At 52.5% G+C, this 17423-nt stretch carries 21 protein-coding genes; 13 read left to right on the top strand and 8 right to left on the bottom strand.

Going from position 1 to position 17423, the window contains the following annotated elements:
• Position 1: 1 nt before the first annotated feature.
• The 5 genes from M2368_RS17230 to M2368_RS17210 are packed head-to-tail and all read right to left on the bottom strand — an operon-like array spanning position 2 to position 4663.
• Entirely contained in the window at positions 2-2506 is a 2505-nt protein-coding gene (locus tag M2368_RS17230) for an ATP-binding protein (RefSeq protein ID WP_133834579.1), read from the bottom strand.
• Between the two features lie 14 nt (positions 2507-2520).
• Complete coding sequence (locus M2368_RS17225) at positions 2521-3081, bottom strand: hypothetical protein (protein ID WP_133834578.1); 561 nt, start codon at positions 3079-3081, stop codon at positions 2521-2523.
• A gap of 9 nt (positions 3082-3090) precedes the next feature.
• Complete coding sequence (locus M2368_RS17220) at positions 3091-3423, bottom strand: hypothetical protein (protein WP_133834577.1); 333 nt, start codon at positions 3421-3423, stop codon at positions 3091-3093.
• Positions 3420-4415 (bottom strand): conjugal transfer protein, encoded by a 996-nt coding sequence (locus M2368_RS17215; RefSeq protein WP_133834576.1) that lies wholly within the window; start codon positions 4413-4415, stop codon positions 3420-3422. Before M2368_RS17215 ends, M2368_RS17220 begins: the two co-directional genes overlap by 4 nt.
• Positions 4412-4663, bottom strand: coding sequence for a hypothetical protein (locus M2368_RS17210; protein WP_133834575.1), 252 nt, complete (start codon positions 4661-4663; stop codon positions 4412-4414). Before M2368_RS17210 ends, M2368_RS17215 begins: the two co-directional genes overlap by 4 nt.
• Positions 4664-4888: 225 nt before the next feature.
• On the opposite strand from M2368_RS17210, the gene M2368_RS17205 reads away from it, so the two are divergent.
• Positions 4889-5674: a hypothetical protein gene (locus M2368_RS17205; RefSeq protein ID WP_133834574.1), complete on the top strand. Its 786-nt coding sequence runs from the start codon at positions 4889-4891 to the stop codon at positions 5672-5674.
• Positions 5675-5995: 321 nt separating this feature from the next.
• Entirely contained in the window at positions 5996-6880 is an 885-nt protein-coding gene (locus tag M2368_RS17200) for a replication protein RepA (protein WP_133834573.1), read from the top strand.
• A 9-nt stretch (positions 6881-6889) separates the two neighbouring features.
• Here M2368_RS17200 and M2368_RS17195 read toward each other — a convergent pair whose 3' ends face one another.
• The 3 genes from M2368_RS17195 to M2368_RS17185 form a co-directional block, all read right to left on the bottom strand.
• Complete coding sequence (locus M2368_RS17195) at positions 6890-7441, bottom strand: hypothetical protein (RefSeq protein WP_498724755.1); 552 nt, start codon at positions 7439-7441, stop codon at positions 6890-6892.
• Between the two features lie 16 nt (positions 7442-7457).
• The gene (locus M2368_RS17190; RefSeq protein ID WP_133834571.1) at positions 7458-8399 is read right to left on the bottom strand and encodes a ParA family protein; all 942 of its coding nucleotides are present in this window, start codon (positions 8397-8399) and stop codon (positions 7458-7460) included.
• 700 nt (positions 8400-9099) lie between these two features.
• Positions 9100-9423, bottom strand: a complete 324-nt coding sequence (locus tag M2368_RS17185; protein ID WP_498724759.1) for an HVO_A0114 family putative DNA-binding protein — start codon at positions 9421-9423, stop codon at positions 9100-9102.
• Between the two features lie 107 nt (positions 9424-9530).
• Here M2368_RS17185 and M2368_RS17180 point away from each other — a divergent pair, with 107 nt between their 5' ends.
• Genes M2368_RS17180 through M2368_RS17130 form a run of 11 tightly spaced genes read left to right on the top strand, consistent with a single transcriptional unit; the run spans position 9531 to position 17419 of the window.
• Positions 9531-10208, top strand: a complete 678-nt coding sequence (locus M2368_RS17180) for an SAF domain-containing protein (RefSeq protein ID WP_133834569.1) — start codon at positions 9531-9533, stop codon at positions 10206-10208.
• A gap of 6 nt (positions 10209-10214) precedes the next feature.
• On the top strand, positions 10215-11024 hold the full coding sequence (locus M2368_RS17175) for a hypothetical protein (RefSeq protein ID WP_498724754.1): 810 nt from the start codon (positions 10215-10217) through the stop codon (positions 11022-11024).
• The gene (locus M2368_RS17170) at positions 11014-12522 is read left to right on the top strand and encodes a TadA family conjugal transfer-associated ATPase (protein WP_133834567.1); all 1509 of its coding nucleotides are present in this window, start codon (positions 11014-11016) and stop codon (positions 12520-12522) included. The genes M2368_RS17175 and M2368_RS17170 overlap by 11 nt, the downstream gene beginning before the upstream one ends.
• Positions 12522-13379 (top strand): type II secretion system F family protein, encoded by an 858-nt coding sequence (locus tag M2368_RS17165; RefSeq protein ID WP_133834566.1) that lies wholly within the window; start codon positions 12522-12524, stop codon positions 13377-13379. The genes M2368_RS17170 and M2368_RS17165 overlap by 1 nt, the downstream gene beginning before the upstream one ends.
• Positions 13376-14266, top strand: a complete 891-nt coding sequence (locus M2368_RS17160; protein WP_133834565.1) for a type II secretion system F family protein — start codon at positions 13376-13378, stop codon at positions 14264-14266. The genes M2368_RS17165 and M2368_RS17160 overlap by 4 nt, the downstream gene beginning before the upstream one ends.
• An 11-nt stretch (positions 14267-14277) precedes the next feature.
• Positions 14278-14505 (top strand): hypothetical protein, encoded by a 228-nt coding sequence (locus M2368_RS17155; RefSeq protein ID WP_133834564.1) that lies wholly within the window; start codon positions 14278-14280, stop codon positions 14503-14505.
• A gap of 6 nt (positions 14506-14511) precedes the next feature.
• Positions 14512-14907, top strand: coding sequence for a TadE family protein (locus M2368_RS17150; RefSeq protein ID WP_133834563.1), 396 nt, complete (start codon positions 14512-14514; stop codon positions 14905-14907).
• The gene (locus M2368_RS17145) at positions 14904-15335 is read left to right on the top strand and encodes a TadE/TadG family type IV pilus assembly protein (protein ID WP_133834562.1); all 432 of its coding nucleotides are present in this window, start codon (positions 14904-14906) and stop codon (positions 15333-15335) included. The genes M2368_RS17150 and M2368_RS17145 overlap by 4 nt, the downstream gene beginning before the upstream one ends.
• A 10-nt stretch (positions 15336-15345) precedes the next feature.
• Positions 15346-15735 (top strand): TadE/TadG family type IV pilus assembly protein, encoded by a 390-nt coding sequence (locus M2368_RS17140; protein ID WP_133834561.1) that lies wholly within the window; start codon positions 15346-15348, stop codon positions 15733-15735.
• Positions 15736-15740: 5 nt separating this feature from the next.
• Entirely contained in the window at positions 15741-16415 is a 675-nt protein-coding gene (locus M2368_RS17135; RefSeq protein ID WP_133834560.1) for a hypothetical protein, read from the top strand.
• Positions 16409-17419 carry a hypothetical protein gene (locus M2368_RS17130; protein ID WP_133834559.1) on the top strand — a complete coding sequence of 337 codons (1011 nt, stop codon included), beginning with the start codon at positions 16409-16411 and terminating at the stop codon, positions 17417-17419. Before M2368_RS17135 ends, M2368_RS17130 begins: the two co-directional genes overlap by 7 nt.
• The last annotated feature ends 4 nt before the right edge of the window (positions 17420-17423 follow it).

The following is a 17423-nucleotide window of genomic DNA, read 5'->3' as shown; positions in this document are numbered from 1 at the left end:
TCTAACCTCCGATTCGTGCTGCTTGTGGGGTGGTGAGGATGGCTGCAGCGATCTCAGGATCTGCTGGCAGAGTGACCTTTATTTCCCCGTGGTTACCTGACTGGTCGATAATCATCGCTTCGCCTTCTCGCCCAGGAACGATTTTTCCGTCGGCTTGCTGGGGCGAGAATCCGCGCACTTTCTCCACTTTTTCCTCGTCGTCGGGATCAAGTCCAAGAAAAGCTAGGCCCTTCTTTGCTTCTTCTTCATCGGTGTGGCGCATCAAGATACGGAACGGGATGAGTCCGCGTTTGTCTCCGAACTCGACTGGATCGTGTGAATCCATCCCAAGAACAGCTTTGGCCTTTCGCCCCTCGCGGAGGAAGGAGTTAACGATTTCAAGTCCCTGAGGATTGCTGGTGAGGTGGTGGGCCTCTGAAGCCATGAAAAGAGCAAGATCCGAGTCGTCTTCAAAGCACACCTGGTGAGCGATCCTAGCGATGAGCGCATACAAAGCCCGACCGTAGATTTTCTCCAAGCTGAGCTGTTTGAAGAGGAAACCTTGGCTGAGCTCTTCAGGAGACGGAAGTTCCAGACCATAGGTACAAAACACGATTCCCCGCGCATCTTTGTTGAGCGGTGGCAATGTCTCGTCGAATAAGACCCGGCCCTGCTTCTTCTTCGAGAAGGCCTGCATGGTACGTCCCAATCTCCGCTGTTCAGGATCATCTGTTTCTCCCTGGAGGAATTCGACGAGCTTTCCTAATGAATCGATCCCGTGCTCTTCAAGATGAACCGGATTGAGCATTTCATTGAGGACGATCCCCATTTCGTCTGAGGGAGAGATGTTCATCAACATGGCAGCTAGGGACTCCACATGTGAGGCGCCTTCTTCAACACCGAAAACACGTAGAGGATCCAGAGAATACTCTGGTTCAACTAGGTTGATTGCGGTGCTTGGGATGCCCTTTTTATCTAATGCACCAGCCACGGAAAGCCACTCATGAGTCGCTGATTTATCGATCACCAGATAACGTCCACCACGTTCCGCAACGAATGCTGTGATCTTCTTGAGCGTCAAGGTTTTACCGGCACCGAGTTCTGCGACGACAGCGAAACAGCCAGACTTATTACCCATCACGGCGCTTTCGATATCGTGCAAAACGGGAGTACGCCGGCCGCCAGTGGTATTGATTCCCAGCATTGGTCCACGTTCAGCTCCCAATGAGTCAGAAGCGATAGGGATTGATGCTGACAGATCGTAACTGGTGGTGGGTGGCAACGCATATTCTTTGACAATTGGAGTCATCGGGGTGCCGATCATCATGGACTTCCACAGCTCTTCCATGAGCTTTGGCAAAGGGGCCTCGACGCCGACTTCCATCTGCTTGTAGAAGTCGATGATCTGCTTACCGTAGGACGTTACTTCCTCTGCCGAAGAACCACCGACGGCCAAAAGTACTGTCGGCGTTATGGAGACTTCTTTTTCATTGCGGCTCAGGGCTTGCTGGTACAACTGCAAATCACGCTGGTGGACATCGAGCTCAGCATTAGACCCCGTAACCGATTCGTCTGTTCTCTGATCACGCTGATCGTTCAGGCGTGATTCGTTAGTTGCATTCTGTTTCTTTGCTTCACGCGCATCGATCGTGGTGAATCGCCATACCCAATCCACTGGGAACGCGAGTTGGTCAATGGCGCTCATCCACTCGCCGCCAGGGAATTCGAATCCACCGAGCGGCATGGAGCGGATAGCCAGGACCTGTTGGTATGAAGGCTCGGTGCTGGCTGCCACTTTGATGTAACGACGACGGAAGATACGGTCTTTGTTCTCTTCACGCGGATCAGTTTGCGCTCCCTGATCCATCCAAGGTTCAGGAATGATCTGTGCCTGGCCCTCAACCAGGGATTTGTCATGACCGTGCAGGCCGATAGCTTCGTCTAAATACAGCCCTCTCTGCATATGGTGAAGCGCCAGCCAGACATGTTCCTCTGGGGTGGCCGGCCGAGCGCGGAACATCGTCGGGAGGTTTTTCAACGCTTGTGTACTCGACAAGCTGCTGGATTCTAAAAGTTTCAGGTCCGGGGACATACCAGGAAGGGCTAGGGCGTCGTGGAACTTCCGACGCAGGACAGTGCCGTGACGACGCAGTGTCTCTTTGAAGGAAGAAGACTTCAACGGAATGGACAGCCAGAAAGTACGAGTGCCGAACTCGATGTCATCCCATGATTCAAGGGTTTTAGCGACTTCATGGAACCAGTGCGGACACTGCTCTGGGTCGACGCCTTCGATCATTGCTTCGACCATTGCTGAAGGGTCAAGAGATGCCGTGATGCCCATGAGCATTGATTCGCCCCGGAGGCTCTGGAACAGGTCCTCATGAAGCTTTTTGATCATTGAGCGCTTTTTAAAGGGTGCGTATCCATATTTCTGCGGTTCTAACCGCCAAGTAGCCCAGACGGTACCAGTATCTGTGAATGCAAGATTCTCAGTGAGATCGGTATAGGAGAGGATACGCCTAGACATGATTGAGACTCCTTTTAGTGAGTGCCGGTTTGAGCAAGAAGATGCTTCAACGCGCTGGAAGCTTGTATAGGTGACTGCGAAGCTGACTGTTGAACTTCAGGCGGGGTAGGTTCCGGCAATGAGATTGGGGCCGGTTCGGGCACAAGCTCTTGATAGAGAGAAGTAGTGCTGCTGTTGATGAGCACGGTGCGTGCCCGTGCCCGAGCCGGCTTATCGAATTTCAATGGTTTCCCGCGGTATGTCCCCTGCCTGCTGAAGTACCGGGAGTTGATTGCGCCGGAGAACCCATCGAACTGTACGAAAGGGTTGCCATCGAGCTTTTCGAGCTTTCCTGCCAGAATTCCTGAGCCGAGGACTAGTCCAGCTGCGAGAAGCAGATTGATCCCGAGGGAGTCAGTCCGCCACAGCGCGTAGCTTTTGTAGAGCAACATGCTGACCGCAGCGACTGTCACGATCTGAGCTGCCGTATAGGGTCCGCCGATGATCTTTTCACCGCTGGGAAGACGCCCGATCATAATCGGGATACGGACAACCCGGTAAAAGCGTGTGACTATCCGATGAGATTCTTCTGACATGACGTGGCCTTAGCCCAAGGAACCTGAAGGGTCATCTGTTGCGTGGGTGATGGACACAGAATGCGCTGCAGAAGGCACGGTGCCCTCCACTTCTTCCTGAATGGTTGAGTACCCGCCAACGACATACCAGCCGATGACACCTCCCAAGACCATGGCGCTGAGCGTCTTGCCCCAAGACCCCTTGGACTGCCAGAACACGACGCCGCAGATGAGGATGATGATCACACCCACGCCGATGATGATTGTTCCTTTGCCCTGGTTGAACAGGGAGTTCACGGTTTCAAAAACGTTGCCGACGACAATGTTGGATGTCAGAGCACCGTTCAGTTCGTTGAGATTCATTGTTTTGGTTCCTTTCGTGGTGTCTGGGCCTTAGCGAAGGTTTCGTCAAGCCCAAGAGTGGAAACTTCCCATCGGCCGGCTCGTGCCGTGAGGGTCAGTTGGAAATCCCCGAGTGTCTCGGTGGTTTTGTTTGTCAGCAGCATGCGCGCGTTGACGTGTATTAGATCCCCATCAGTGGCCTTCTCTCCTGGTTCTTTGTCTCCGACCACATACTCGATGCGTGCGGAAGAGTAAGGGGCTGGAGAAATGGGAGCAATGGTTGTGCCTGGGGCAACGAAGCGCGTGAGGTCTCCGCTGCCGCTGAGATACGACTGCAGAAATCCTTCGACTGAGCTCGTGACGGCCTTATTAGCCGATAGGTCTTTTGAGTAGCCTTCGAATTTCTTGCTTTTGGCAGCGGGGTGCGCCCTTTCGCTAGGAAACCCGAGAATCGATAATTCTTGGTTCCCTGCGGTGATGAGCAGCACGTCAAATGCCCTTGGCTGCCATTGCCCTGACGGGTCTTTCACTTCAACCGAAACAGTGACTCGGAACGTCGATTCGTTAACGAGCCCAAGTTCTGACACACTAACTTCTCTGATCTCCGAGCCATTTTTGGGAAGTCGAAGACTGGTGGTCTGTGTATAGCGGGCTAGCCGTGAGGCATCATCCCGAGTCGCGGTCAACCAGGAAGAAACGAAACCTTGGGCTATCGACTGTGCTTGTTGAGCTAGGGCAGGTGGTACTCCTGGCTTTTGCTCAACTACCTGAGCTGCAGCCGGTGGGGACATACCTTCAGAGATTTGGTATGACACGAATGGGTAGGCCAATAGACCGACCACAATCAGACCTGACACCATCTTGTTTGAGATGCTGTGCCCCTGAGTCCAAGGTTCACCTTGGATAACTTCCGAAGCCTGCTGGTCCGCCACACCATCGGTTGAGTCCTTTTCGCGCTTGAACCGAGCGAAAATTCCAGCGTTTGGTTTCTTCGCTTTGCGTTGGGTTTTCATGGTCTTCCCTCCTCTCGGATGTATTCGGCTGCTTCTCGGCCGAGCTTCATTTCTTCTGACATCAGGAACCGTGCCAGTTCCTCTGCTGCCTCTGAACTGAATGGGCTTTCTAAGACATCGGCAACTCGTTTCTCTAAGCTCTCTTCGGCGTTGATGACCACTTCGCTGTGCTGAAAGAAGGAGTGGAGATTGTCCTCAAGAGAGGGCGAATTAGCATGCTCTGAGGCATCTCTAGCCTGATCTTTCATTGAGGTCCCCTGTCGAGATTTTCTAGTTCTGCCTATAGACAGCCCACTGAAATACCAAAAGCGGTCAAATGATTTTCAAAATTTTTTTCACTGCAAGAAGACCCAAGTCAGAAGCAGGAAATACAAGTCAGAAGAGTGCAGCTTGATGGCTGGGATCCAGAGTGATCCAGATTCGAATCTAGGGGCGCTGAGGAGCGTGGATCATGACGAAAGGACGTGATCCACATGGGTACTATCACCCGAATCAACACTCGCTTGAACTTGGAATGGGAAGCGCAGCACGCGCATGAAAATGCCGACCATGGCACCGCCGGGTTTATCACTGGAGACGAGTATTTGGCTTTTCTCTCTAATAGCGACCAAGCGACTTTGCATGACTGCCTCCAGGACGCTGTGAGTGGCAACAGCACAGTCGAAAGAGCATTGCTGCATTACTTCCAGGGCATGGCTGTCAACGCTGCACGCACCTGCAAAGGACTGCGGTACCTGAAGAGCATTGGGCAGCAAGACGAAGCGCTGACCATCGCAGTCCATGCTTTATGGGAAACCATCAAGACATACCCGCTCCAGAGGACCTCCTCCGTGACTGGAAATCTGCAAATGGAAATGCTGAAAAGAATCACCCGTTCAGTCAGCGCGAAGCTGCCGCAGATCATGGCAGAGCAAACTTACGGTGATTTCGAAATCGCAGAATCAATTCATTCTGAAAGCTGCACTAGTGCCCCAATGGAAGCTCATCCCATGGAGTGCCGTCCTCATGAAGAAAGCATTGGATCGCCATGGATTGAGGTCATGCGCGTACTTGAATGGTCAGTCAAGACTCATGCCTTAAGCGTCAGCGAAGCTAAGCTCCTCGGACAGTACACATCGGCTACTACGAAAGAACGCCACAAGCTTGCCGATGAGCTGGCAATGAGCAGCTCCGAACTCAGCGATAAGATCTCAGTCCTCAAACGACGGTTAGCACGTCGTCTAGCAAGTGCTGGTGTCGAGCGAGGATCACTGATGTGAACCGTTATCCACGAATCCACAGAACCGGGTGCCCCTACTTATGAGAATCCCCCATGTTAATTAACTTAAATGGGCCTCTCATTTTGACGGAACTGACTAGGCAAAACATAGATCAGGCGTCACCGATTGCACGTGGTTAAGCGTCACCGATTGCACGTGGAAAACTCTCCTCACTGAGATGAAGCGTCACCGATTGCACGTGCTGCATCCCTGGAATCACGCGGATTAACTCCCCCAAATAAATATCCACACCCACTGAAATACGGGCGTCACCGATTGCACGTGGATAACTTGCTCTATCCACAGAAAGTACTTCGCATCATGTCAACTGCAGCAGAGCTTATGACCAACCGCCAGCTTCGGCTAGTTGATTTGGCCTGTGACCTTGAGGGAGAACTTTTCTCAGGGCACTACGCTTCACGGATCATGGCGCAGCTCTCATTGCCCTATAAAGACCCCAAAGACGCCCCAGAATGGGTCCGGCGAAACAACGCCCTCACCCTTACTCTCACGCCGGGTCAGGTGACTGCTCAGGACGGGTCACGTCAACGCCTCTACCCATACGGAGTGATCCCCCGGTATTTGATGACCTGGATGACTACTGAGGCTTATCGCACGCGGTCGCGACAGCTCTATCTAGGCGACTCACTGACTCAATTCCTCGCCACTCTAGGAATGAATGGATCCGGTGCTTCAGGCCGACGAGTTCTAGATCAGCTGCACCGGCTAGCCGTCGCCAATATCAATATCGAAGATGTACGTGACCAGAAGTCCAGATGGAATATCACCGGAGAAAATTTCCACATTGCATCCCGTTATGACCTCTGGTTCTCGGCCAAGGACGTACCCAACCAGGAACAGCTTCTGGGGTCAACGATTACCCTGTCAGAGCAGTTCTATGAGGAAGCCATCAAATCCCCCGTCAAACTACACCCTCAGATATTGAGAGAGCTCGCGGGATCGGCAATGAGGCTGGATCTGTATGTATGGCTTTCCTACCGGTTGCGAAACCTGTCGAAGCCGACTACTGTCACTTGGTCTCAGCTAGAAGCCCAATTCGGCTCAGAGTACAAACATCAGCGCCAGTTCAAAGCAAAATTTCTCGCGCACTTACGAGAAGTGCAGATCTTCTTCCCCCACAACGCAGTAGCGGCCCAAGTCCAAGGCTTGCGCCTGAACCGGGCCGCTAAGGTACTTACCTATTAGAGCGATGCATTACGAATACTGTGGGACATCGACTTTCAAATCCAAAGCAAAGAGGGATGAAATAAGTGCACTGCGAGTTGGTGCGCCCACTTCCGCGCAGTAGACATCGTCGATCCATGCAACTTGGTCCGAAGTCAAGCGCAGCTGTATCTGCGTGCCTCCCTCTCCCCCGCCACGGCGCTTACGCAAAGGAGCGGCGCCAGGCATCCCCTCGGGCAGGCCAGAAGCTACTACTCCACCAAAGCAAGACGCCAAATTTTCTTTTGAGACTCGGCTAAGTGCACGGAAAAGTAGTTCTGTATAACTCTGCGACGCCGCAAGAGATTCTTTGCGCAGGGCCTTATATACATTGGCCGGCAAATAGACCGACGAGTGCGGCTGCTTCACATTGCGCTTCCGGGAAGACGGTGTATCCGCGGCAGCTTCCACCTCGACTTCCCTCGGAACCTCTTCCTGGACTGCGCGATCCGCTAGTGGTGGTGCCTTGCGTTTGGTTGGTTTTGGTGGCAGAAACCCTTTTAGTGAATCTGCAGGGTCCTCTGAAGCTCCTGGCTCAAACATGCTGCCCAAATTTTTCCTAGTCATTGCTAACCTCGGCTTCAATTTCCAACAGACGGGCAAAAATTTCACGTGTTAAGGCCGTGTATTCCTTTGCCAAGTTCCCAACATCTGTGGCTAGTAGCGCTTTATCCTCCTCGACCGCTTCACCGTTCTTGAAGGCAGTGAAGCGCTGTTTGACTGATTCCTCAACAGCGGGTGAAAGCTCATGGATGAGCATTCCCCGGCGACGTGAATCAACAGCTGCAGTTTCCATGTAGCGAATGCGGGTCTCGAAGACCGGTGCTGCCTCCCCCAATGATTCAGTGAGGCGTTCCCGTGTCTGACGTGCAATGCGGCGACTTGCCCCACCGATGCCGAACATTACGGCCCCTGCTAGTCGAAGGTCGGGGTTGAAATGACGGGCACGCATGAATTTCTTGGCGGTGTTTTCAACGGCGTCAAGTGTGCCATCATCTGGTCGAGCCGGGATCACTAATGCTGAAGCCACACAGAGGGCACCTTCGGTGATCCATGGATCACCAGGCGGGGTATCAATGATGATCAGGTCGTAAGGCTCGGCAATTGCACCCAAGCTAGCCGACAAAAGTGAAGCGAAGGCCTCCATTGGAGCCTGACCCCTGGAGAACAAGATTCCTTGTAGGTCTCGAAGTTCCGCTCCACCTGGAACTACATCCAGATTTGGGCGAACGTCCTTGATGACAGGCAAAGGGTGCCCCTTGCGAAGTGCATCAAACAGTCGCGCCCCATCCTCTTTGTCGTAACCAAGGTCGTTGTGCATGGCACCTACGGGATCAAGATCGATAATGAGCGTCTTGTATCCAGCGGCTGCAGCCTGACCAGCGACGTTGCATGAGCAAGAGGTTTTACCGACCCCACCCTTGTCAATACCGAAGACTACGGCGCGAGCGATCTGCGTGATTTGCGGGCTGGTTCCAGCGAGAGAAAAAGAGCTAGACATGCTTCCTCCAAGAGATGATCTGACTTGAAGATCATAACACTATTCATAGGTAATTCAACAGTGGGCTAACTAGTTCGGAAGTAATTTCATATCTATGTACATATCTATGTGCACAACTGTTCATGCATTAGGTAAGCAACTAGGTAACATGACAATGAAGATCATAGTTTCACAACTATGCAGTAAGTAACGTGTTATCTATGTGGTCTACTAGCTGCCCTGTGGTTGATGGTTGAAGCGAAGCCAGTGGGCACTGTTGACCTCAATCTACCGATCAGCATGCCTCCAACGGGGATTACTGTCCCTGCGCGCCAGGTCGCACTGAGGCAACTAGGTAGATGCTTACGAGCATCACGATGTGGATAACTAGGTAACAAAATGTTCAGTTACCTAGTTGCATCAATAGTTGCCTAACTAGTTACGTTCATATGTATATAAACTGCGGCCCGGGGATGCTTTTAGGGTTCCAGGGCGCTTTGGCTCAAGGCCGACATCAGTTATTCGAGTGGGTGCGGTTATATCTGCCGTTTTGTGATTCCAGGTCGCCAATCTTTGTCCATGTCGGGCGGGTGATCCTATGAGGGATGCAGGGTATGGCGTGGGTTCGCAGGAATTTCGCGCAGCAAACTGGGGGAGAATGAGGTAAAGGAAAATTCTATGGCAGGTTTTCTGTCAGCACTGGGCTACCTGTAAGTATCAGTCAGTCCGACGGGAGTAAGAGGATGTTTGTTCGAAGGATCATGAGTAACTCGGCGCATCGAGATCGTTGCGCTTGGTACGTTACTGCGGTGCTTCCTCGAAGCTCTGGTGGTATGTCCCCTTTGACGGCGCCTGCTGCTTCTAGCGCCCTTAGGTTGGCCCTTACGGTGTGTTCGTTTAGATCCAGGCGTCCAGCAAGCGTGGGAATGGAAGCAGGGCCTCGCCGCTGGAGGTCCCTGATCAGTTGCACTCGTGCCGCGGACCCAAATGCATCAATTGCGAATTGGAGATCTGCAGGGAGGCCTGTATCTATTTTGCGCGGCATGATCCCATCATGACTTTTCCTTGTGCTCATGACCAATAAGCCTAGATTTAAAATCTAGGCAGTGCTACCGTTTTCTTGTCAGATCATCCATAAAGAGGAGAATCCCAGTGACTACTGAAGTCACCAGCGAAGAGACCCAGAAGAAGCAGATGCCTGCGGGTCTTCCCCATCGCGGTAAGAACCCTAAGTTGCCGTCGCGCCGTAAAGGCTTTGTCGCCGCTGTATTGGCCATGGCTGTCCTCGGTGCATCTTTAGCCTGGGTGGGAACGAGGTCTACCGGAAGCCACCAGGTTCTGACGGTCAAGAATGACGTTTTTCGCGGACAAACTATCAAGCAGGAGGACCTCACTTCGCTGTCGGTGGAGGGGGAGCAGCCACAATACATCGATATCAATCGTCAAGGTGATGTCGTGGGTACTAAGGCTCAGACAAATCTGCTCGCCGGCACACCTGTTGTCGAGGGTTCGTTTGCATCTGCAATGCCGGTTCCTGAGGACATGAGCATCGTGGGATTAGGCCTGAAGCCTGCCAACATGCCAGGGCGCGAACTGGTGCCTGGTGACAAAGTTCGTGTAGTTCACACCCCATCAGGCGAACAGCTTACTGGCGATGAGACTCTCAAAACCGTTGCGGCTGTCATAGAGAGGTATCCGACTGCCAGCGAAGATGCAGAAGGTAACAGCAACTTCATCGTAGATATTCGAGTGAAGAAGGCTGATGCACCGCAGATCGTTACCTGGAGTTCATCTGGGCTGGTGGGCATCGTGTTGGACGGTGAAAAGTAAATGGCTATGGTCACGCTCACCAGCATCGGTACGTCCCCGGGAATAACGACAACAGCGGTGGCCCTAGCAGTTGAATGGCCAAAGCCAGTCATCTTGGTAGAAGCAGACATTTCTAAGCCATCATCTGTGATTGCTGGCTACATGCAATGTCAGATATCAGGTAAGCGGGGACTCAGCACGTTAGCGGAAATTTCTGCCATGAGCTCTGTTGACCGAGAATCCATCCTGGGATCATGCGTGCCACTAACCAGCACGGGAGAAGATGAGGGAACCGAGAATCTACTCCTACCTGCGATTTCAAACCCGGAAGCTGGCCACGGTATCACCACCATGTGGGGAGAGCTCGCGGAGGAACTGACAGCTTTTGAAGCCTCCGGCTACGACGTGATCGTTGATCTTGGGCGTTGGACGGGAAACAAAGACCGCCGCATTGCTTTGGCTGAACGTTCAGACGTTATGTTGTATGGTCTGCAACCTACATTCTCCGCACTTGCTGCTCTCGACTATGGGAAAAAGTCCATAGAACCTCTTCGCGATGCAGTAGGGAGGGGCGACTCTTCTTCTGCTGTTTTGTACCAGCCAGCTGTAGGCGGCTCTAGCACGCGGGAAGTCAAGAAGTTCCTCAATATGGGGATTTCTGGGGAAATTCCATTTGCACCCAAGCAAGCCGCAGTCTTTTCACAAGGCGAACCTAGCTCGAAACGAATGATGATGCGGGATAGCTACATGTCAGCTATCCGTGCACTGCGAGCCAAGATCTTCAAAGATCTTGATAAGACAAGAGAACTGATCCAGGAGGAAAGCGATGCCGGATAACATTACTAGCAACTCTGACCAGGATCTCCGCTCTCTGCCATTTTTCGCTTCTGAATTGACGGCGCAGCCATCACTCAAAGTGCCCACTTCAGTGAAAGAACATCTCAATGCAGGACAGAGTGGGCGCCGTGCGGCGAAAGTCCAAAGTGAAGCCCGGGTAGAAGGCTCCCAAGAGTTCTCGGAAGAGAACGAAGAATATTGGGAAACCATTCAGCACCTGCGCAGCCAAGCAGCAGAGCTTCAATCACAGAAGCTGATGGAGCGCCCGGACCTCGATAACGACGCACGCGAGCAAATGGGACGCCAGCATATTAAGCAGGTGGTACTTGATCACGTCAAGTTCCAGATCCGCACCCAAGGGCAAGAAGGCAGCTGGAGCGCGCGCACTCAAGAAGACGTTGAACGTACTCTGCGTGACTACATGTTCGGGTTGGGGCCATTCCAGAAATATGTCGATGATGAAACCGTAGAAAACATCACCGTGAATGGGTGCGACGAAGTATGGACAGAGCACGCCGGGGGCGAAATGCGCCGCCAACCGCCTATTGCGCCAAGCGATCGGGTGCTGGTTGACGATGTTCAATTTCTGCTCAACCGTAAAGAAGAAGAAGCGCGCCCCTTCGACCAGGCCCACCCAGACGTGGACGCCGATCTCATGGAAATGGTCCGCCTTGCGGCTGTCACAAAGCCTGTGACGACGCGGCCCGTAATCGTGCTGCGCGTCCACCGATTCCTCAACATCACTCTTGATGAAATGGTGCAAATGGGGAACCTTACTGAGTCCGCAGCACACTTCCTCCGGGCTGTGATCGCTGCCAAACGTTCGGTAGTTTTCAGCGGCTATGCGGGAGATGGAAAAACTACCATGTTGCGAGCAGTCGTCAATGAATTTGACCCCTACGAACCAGTGATCACCATGGAGATGGAACGAGAACTTCACCTCCATCACCTATCTAGCCGCGCTGTTTCCCCAATATCGCTTCAGTATCGTCCCGCAGGCGAGGCCGGGGGTGCCGGCGAATATTCCATGTGGGCCGCCAGCCGTAAAGCACTGCGTCTAAATGCTTTCCGTTTCATCGTGGGTGAAGTCCGCGGTGACGAAATTGGTCCCATGATTCGAGCCATGCAAACCGGCGCAGGAAGTCTTTCGACTGCACATGCTGAAGATCCTGAAGATTGTGTGGAAGCCCTCGTGGGCCTTGCTAGCCAGGAGTACTCCGAAGAATATGCCAAGCGCCAGATCGCCCGTCATATCGACTTCATCGTGCAGCTCAACCGTGTAGAGCAGGAAGATGGAAGCAAACTTCGGAAAGTAACCCATATTACTGAGGTACTGCCACACGAAACTCATGGAGTAACTACCTTAGACCTCTTTCACCTAGATGAAGAGGAAAACGACGAAGACGCGAAGTTTCTTCGCCTTCCAAGCGATTCACGTATGCGCCGCCGACTCGCGCGTCACGGTTTGAAAGAAGAAGTTTTGAGGAGGGGATTCTAATGCAACAAATGATGCTGCCTATTGGGGTTTTCCTCCTGATTACTAGCCTTGGCTTAGCGGTCGCGTATTTACTGCTTCAGCCTAAAAAGAAGCTCAGGACGGTAGCCGTTCCGGCACGGTTCCAGTGGGTGAACACGAAATTTTCGAAAGCTGAGAAAGTCCGTACCGCTGCTGCATTCGGTGCAGCGGTCATCCTTTGCATCTTTACGCGTTGGTTCCCTGCACTTATTCTCTTTCCGCTCGCTGTGCTTACAATCCCAGCGCTGTTTTCGAACCGAGCTGATCGGTTGGTGCTTGAGCGCTTGGAGGCCCTGGAATCCTGGACACGTTCCCTTTCGGGTCTCATCGGGGTTGGAACAGCGCTAGAAACCGCGTTGAAGGCTTCGCTTTCAAGCGCTGCAGATTCGATCCGACCGATGGTGAAACGCCTAATTGCTCGGCTTGAAGGCGGGTGGATGCTGAAAGACGCGCTCGAATCTTTTGCTGATGAAATCGACGACCCAACAGCTGACATCATCATCATGAATCTCATGCTTGCTGCTGAACAAAGGGGGGCTGGTCTAAGCACTGCCCTAGAGAACATCGCTGAAAGCGTGCATGACGAAATCAAAGCACGTCACCAAATCGATACAGATCGTTCCAAGACCCGTTCAGATATCCGGATCATCATCGTGGGCGTAGTAGTCATGCTGGCCATCATGCCCTTTATGCCAATGGTTTCAGAGCCATATAAGAGCGCAACTGGTCAGATCTTGTACTTGGTGTGGGTGGCGTTGCTTTGCTACATCGTGTATGGGATGTACCAGCTGGCTAAGCCATACCGTGCAGCTCGACTCTTAGGGAGGACAACCAAATGATTCTCATCATTCTCGGCGGTGCCCTCATTGGACTGGCAGTTGCTCTATTGGCTGCGCCCTTATTTACGGCGAAACCAAAACTGGCAGTAGCTATGGATAATTTCGGTTCCGAAGTCCTCATTGACAAAGAAACTAAATTCGCCCCAGTCGACTGGAAAAGCAAGATTGGGCTTTGGGGCATGAAACTTCCACCAGTTCCAATGACTCCAAAGGTCACTAAAGAAGACTTACAACTCATTGGACGCACCGAGCTGGACCATTCTTTCCAGAAAATGCTCTACGGTTTTGGGATTGCTGGACTTGCAAGTATTGGAGCCATTCTCCTATCTGTAGCTGGCATGGAAAATACCATGTTTCCTTTGCTTGTGGTCGTCGCTTTCATGCTGGGTCAAGCTGTGCCGGACCGTCGAGCCCGCACCATGGCGTACCACGCTCGTAAAGAGTTTGGTCGAGGCGTAGGAAGCTTCATCGAGCTCGTTGCTACAGAGGTACGACGGGGCGCCCACGTCACGGCAGCGGTCACTAGTGCTTCTACAATCAGTAATGATTCATGGGTCTTCGTTCGGATCAGGCAAGTACTCACCAGAGCTCAATACCAACAACAACAGGTATGGGATGCACTAGAAGAATTAGCTAACGAGATCCACGTTCCGGAACTTTCGGAAGCTTCGAGAATTGTACGACTAAGCGGAAAGGACGGAGCAAGAATATATGAGGCGCTACGTGCTTCAGGCAAGAATCTCCGAATGCGGGCCCTTGCGGAAGAACACGAACAGGCCAACCTGGTAAGCAACAAAATCTCAAGACGTGTGCAGGCAATCGTGATGGTCTTCCTAGGGATGATCCTCACCGCACTCTTTATCAATATTTCAAATTCCCCTTTCTGAAAGGAAAAACAATGCGTAAGGCAATCACCGACAAAGTAACCTTGGCAGCGCTGACAGCTGTGGCCTTGGTCTCGACGCAATTCAACTGCTTGACAGTCGACAATGAACGAGGCAGCAACGACACCTCGCAATTCGGGTGGATTTGGGTCGCCGTGGGAATTGTAGCCCTCGCCGTCGGCTTCTTCACCGGCAAGGTGCAGGAATGGATCAACCAGATCAACGGCGCGGGTTGGTGGTAAACCGCAATGATTAATGCATCCAGAAATCAGTGGCGTTGTGAGAAAGGGAGCTCCAACGTTGGAGGGTTCGCATTTCTCCCAATCCTCTTAGTGCTGATTTTTGGGGCCATCGAATTCGGATTAGTGGTCAACGCTGATCAAAAAGCTCATGCAGTCGCGGCGGCCGCCTATAACGTCGCCCGATATGAGGGTTCTACGGCCGCAGACGGCCGCCGCGCTGCCAATGAGCTACTAGCCAGATATCGGATGGATCTCCCGCCTGATGCAGTTACGGTGACTCGAAGTGCAACTGAAGTTCGAGTCAGCGTCCATGCTCGTTCTGACTCCATGATTCCGTTTCATGACGGATGGAAAATTGACCAGGAAGTGTCTGGCCCGACGGAAAGGATCATTGCCCGATGAAGGATCTTTTCAAGAACTCCGAACGAGGCAGCCAGTCAGTCAGCACATTCTTCGCAATACCGATTATTTTTCTATTTTTCATGCTCATTCTTTATGCAGGCGTTATGGGATCCGCGAAACATGCCGTGCAATCTGCAGCTAACGCAGCTGCTCGTGATGCTTCGCTTGCTCGAACCTCGAATTCTGGCAAAGCCGCGGGAATTCAAGCAGCCAAGCGTGTAATGACACAAGGTTCAGTCAATTGCGATTCGATTGATGTTGATGTGGACACCTCACGATTCCAGACATCTGGCACCAACTTCGGCAGAGTTGATGCAACTGTGACGTGTGACGTTGTCTTTTCTGGAATCAAGATTTCCGCTATTCCAGGCATTCAAAGCACTACAGCACACGGTACGTCCCCTGTCGATTCATTCCGAGAAAGGTAAGCGACTAACCATGAAAGCTAAATGGTGGCAGAGAGAACGGGGAGAAGCCCCAGTGATCCTCATCTTCGGCATGATTCCGGTGCTTCTTATCGTCATTGGCTTGTTCATGGAGAACGGGGCGCTTATCAACGCTCAAGAACGAGCAACCTTGATTGCGCAGTCAGCAGCACGTGCTGGGGTTAATGGTGGAATCACCGCTGATACGTCGATAAATTCCGAACTGGCTAGGCGAGCGGCGCAGAAATACCTAACTCAATCTGGGGCAGAAGGTAGCGTGGCTGTACAGGACGGGAAAGTAACAGTTCACGCTGTCATCCCCTACGAACCAAAATTCCTGCCTATCGGAAACAAAGAAGGCGTAGGAATCGGCGCAGCCAGAGTATTCAAGCCAGGACAGTAGAAAGCATGAAAACCATGAAGACCAAATACATGATTACCGCATCGACCGCTGCTTTGGCCCTACTCCTTGCCGGCTGCAGCCAGACTACTGAACCAGAGGGCGGTACGTCCCCAAGCACTAAACCTGCGGCGAGCGCTTCTGTTGATTCTTCGGCCAGTTCTTCGCCGGTGGCTTCAGGGAGTGTATCGGAGAGTGGTTCGGGGGAGTCGAATGGTTTTGAACCGGTGACTACGAAGCCTGGTCCGGATGTATCGGTGGATGCTGCCTTCGAGACCATGAAGCGTTTAGTCGCTGTCGGTAATAAACAGATGGAGGCAGGTGATACTTCTACCGAAGACTTGGCTAAATTCGCCGTTGGAGACAAATTCGCTTCCACAATGAAAACTCTGAATGGTCTCAAGAAAGAGAAAGCTACTGCTAAAGGTGGCGTAGAGGTGGAAGAGATATCTGGTTACTCCTCCTCTGTAATTGAAGGCAAGAAGGAACTTGAAGATCATGTCGTGTATTTGGAAGTCTGCAACGACACCAGCAACGTCGAGATAACGCTTGCTAACGGAAAACCAGGGGAGAAGCCAGAACTGCTTAGGGCAATTCTAGACGTCAGAGCACAGTATGACACTGAGCTGGGACGTTGGGTTATCGCTAAAACAGAGTTCAAGGATGGTGGCGTGCCATGTTAGTCAGACGCCTTGTCGCGGTTTTCACGCTATTAGCATTTGCGCTGGTGCCTTTTACGGCGAACGCCAGCATGCTTCCCACGATCAAACTACCTAAACAGCTTGTCTGCGACGACTGGGGTTCTTGTGTGAATAAGGAAACCCAGAATGGCAACAACGGTGAGGGGACGAAGACTCGTCCTATCGGTAATACGGAGAATCCTAAGGGGAAGAATAAGGGGCCGTCGAAGTGCGAGAACACCCATGGTACTGAGATTCCTTGCTCTGATAAGGAGCGGGGTGTGTGGAGCGCGGGGGATGAGTGCTACTGGCAGCTGAGGAATCCGCAGAAGGCGCCACCTCCAGGTAAGGACCCGTCGAAGGGTGCCTGGTATGTATGTTCGCCTGCTCCCAAGGATTGCTCGCACATTGATAAGGACGATTCCATTGCGTTGAACCTTTGTGAGCAGAGCCCGAGTATCTATGCTCCGCGACTGGAATGGCGTGATACCCCGCCCCCTGGCGTCGATCAGTTGACTCCTCCTCAGGCCGCGAAGCGGTTTATTGATACGTTCCAGCTGGAGGGCGTTGATTTCACTTCTACCATTGCTCAGAAGGATTCTGGTGCGGTGAATTTGCCGGTGTGGTTGTGGGTTCCTGCTGAGAATCAGAAGCCGTTGAATTGGGGTCCTTATAAGCGTTCGAAGACTCTTGGCGGAGTAGCGATTACTGCTGACGCCAAGGTGACCAATGTGAAGTACTCGATGGGAGACGGGGGATCGGTGTCGTGTAATGGTGCTGGGCAGCCATGGATCAAAGGTTCCGGGCGGACGGATTCTCCGAGCTGTGGCTACCGGTACTCGAAGATGAGTCCTGGCGATGGTTCACGGCCGTATGAGATTACTGCTCGTGCGACGTGGAAGGTGACGTGGACTGGTGGTGGTGAATCTGGCACTGTGACGACGTTTACTGAGTCCACGGGCAATGGTTATGTTGGTGAGCTGCACGTGCTCAACAGCCGGGATTAGTTTG

The sequence above is a fragment of the Arthrobacter sp. JUb119 genome (genome assembly GCF_024807995.1).
Lineage (GTDB): Bacteria > Actinomycetota > Actinomycetes > Actinomycetales > Micrococcaceae > Glutamicibacter.
This window is presented reverse-complemented; position numbering and strand designations above follow the sequence as displayed.

Bases quoted from the DNA above. Each gene is read 5' to 3' on its own strand.
- M2368_RS17185 (WP_498724759.1), bottom strand. From the start codon at position 9,423: ATGCCGCGCAAAATAGATACAGGCCTCCCTGCAGATCTCCAATTCGCA.
- M2368_RS17190 (WP_133834571.1), bottom strand. From the start codon at position 8,399: ATGTCTAGCTCTTTTTCTCTCGCTGGAACCAGCCCGCAAATCACGCAG.
- M2368_RS17155 (WP_133834564.1), top strand. From the start codon at position 14,278: ATGCGTAAGGCAATCACCGACAAAGTAACCTTGGCAGCGCTGACAGCT.
- M2368_RS17175 (WP_498724754.1), top strand. From the start codon at position 10,215: ATGGTCACGCTCACCAGCATCGGTACGTCCCCGGGAATAACGACAACA.
- M2368_RS17135 (WP_133834560.1), top strand. From the start codon at position 15,741: ATGAAAACCATGAAGACCAAATACATGATTACCGCATCGACCGCTGCT.
- M2368_RS17205 (WP_133834574.1), top strand. From the start codon at position 4,889: ATGGGTACTATCACCCGAATCAACACTCGCTTGAACTTGGAATGGGAA.
- M2368_RS17215 (WP_133834576.1), bottom strand. From the start codon at position 4,415: ATGAAAACCCAACGCAAAGCGAAGAAACCAAACGCTGGAATTTTCGCT.
- M2368_RS17140 (WP_133834561.1), top strand. From the start codon at position 15,346: ATGAAAGCTAAATGGTGGCAGAGAGAACGGGGAGAAGCCCCAGTGATC.
- M2368_RS17220 (WP_133834577.1), bottom strand. From the start codon at position 3,423: ATGAATCTCAACGAACTGAACGGTGCTCTGACATCCAACATTGTCGTC.
- M2368_RS17230 (WP_133834579.1), bottom strand. From the start codon at position 2,506: ATGTCTAGGCGTATCCTCTCCTATACCGATCTCACTGAGAATCTTGCA.
- M2368_RS17170 (WP_133834567.1), top strand. From the start codon at position 11,014: ATGCCGGATAACATTACTAGCAACTCTGACCAGGATCTCCGCTCTCTG.
- M2368_RS17150 (WP_133834563.1), top strand. From the start codon at position 14,512: ATGATTAATGCATCCAGAAATCAGTGGCGTTGTGAGAAAGGGAGCTCC.
- M2368_RS17160 (WP_133834565.1), top strand. From the start codon at position 13,376: ATGATTCTCATCATTCTCGGCGGTGCCCTCATTGGACTGGCAGTTGCT.
- M2368_RS17165 (WP_133834566.1), top strand. From the start codon at position 12,522: ATGCAACAAATGATGCTGCCTATTGGGGTTTTCCTCCTGATTACTAGC.
- M2368_RS17130 (WP_133834559.1), top strand. From the start codon at position 16,409: ATGTTAGTCAGACGCCTTGTCGCGGTTTTCACGCTATTAGCATTTGCG.
- M2368_RS17225 (WP_133834578.1), bottom strand. From the start codon at position 3,081: ATGTCAGAAGAATCTCATCGGATAGTCACACGCTTTTACCGGGTTGTC.
- M2368_RS17200 (WP_133834573.1), top strand. From the start codon at position 5,996: ATGTCAACTGCAGCAGAGCTTATGACCAACCGCCAGCTTCGGCTAGTT.
- M2368_RS17145 (WP_133834562.1), top strand. From the start codon at position 14,904: ATGAAGGATCTTTTCAAGAACTCCGAACGAGGCAGCCAGTCAGTCAGC.
- M2368_RS17210 (WP_133834575.1), bottom strand. From the start codon at position 4,663: ATGAAAGATCAGGCTAGAGATGCCTCAGAGCATGCTAATTCGCCCTCT.
- M2368_RS17195 (WP_498724755.1), bottom strand. From the start codon at position 7,441: ATGTTTGAGCCAGGAGCTTCAGAGGACCCTGCAGATTCACTAAAAGGG.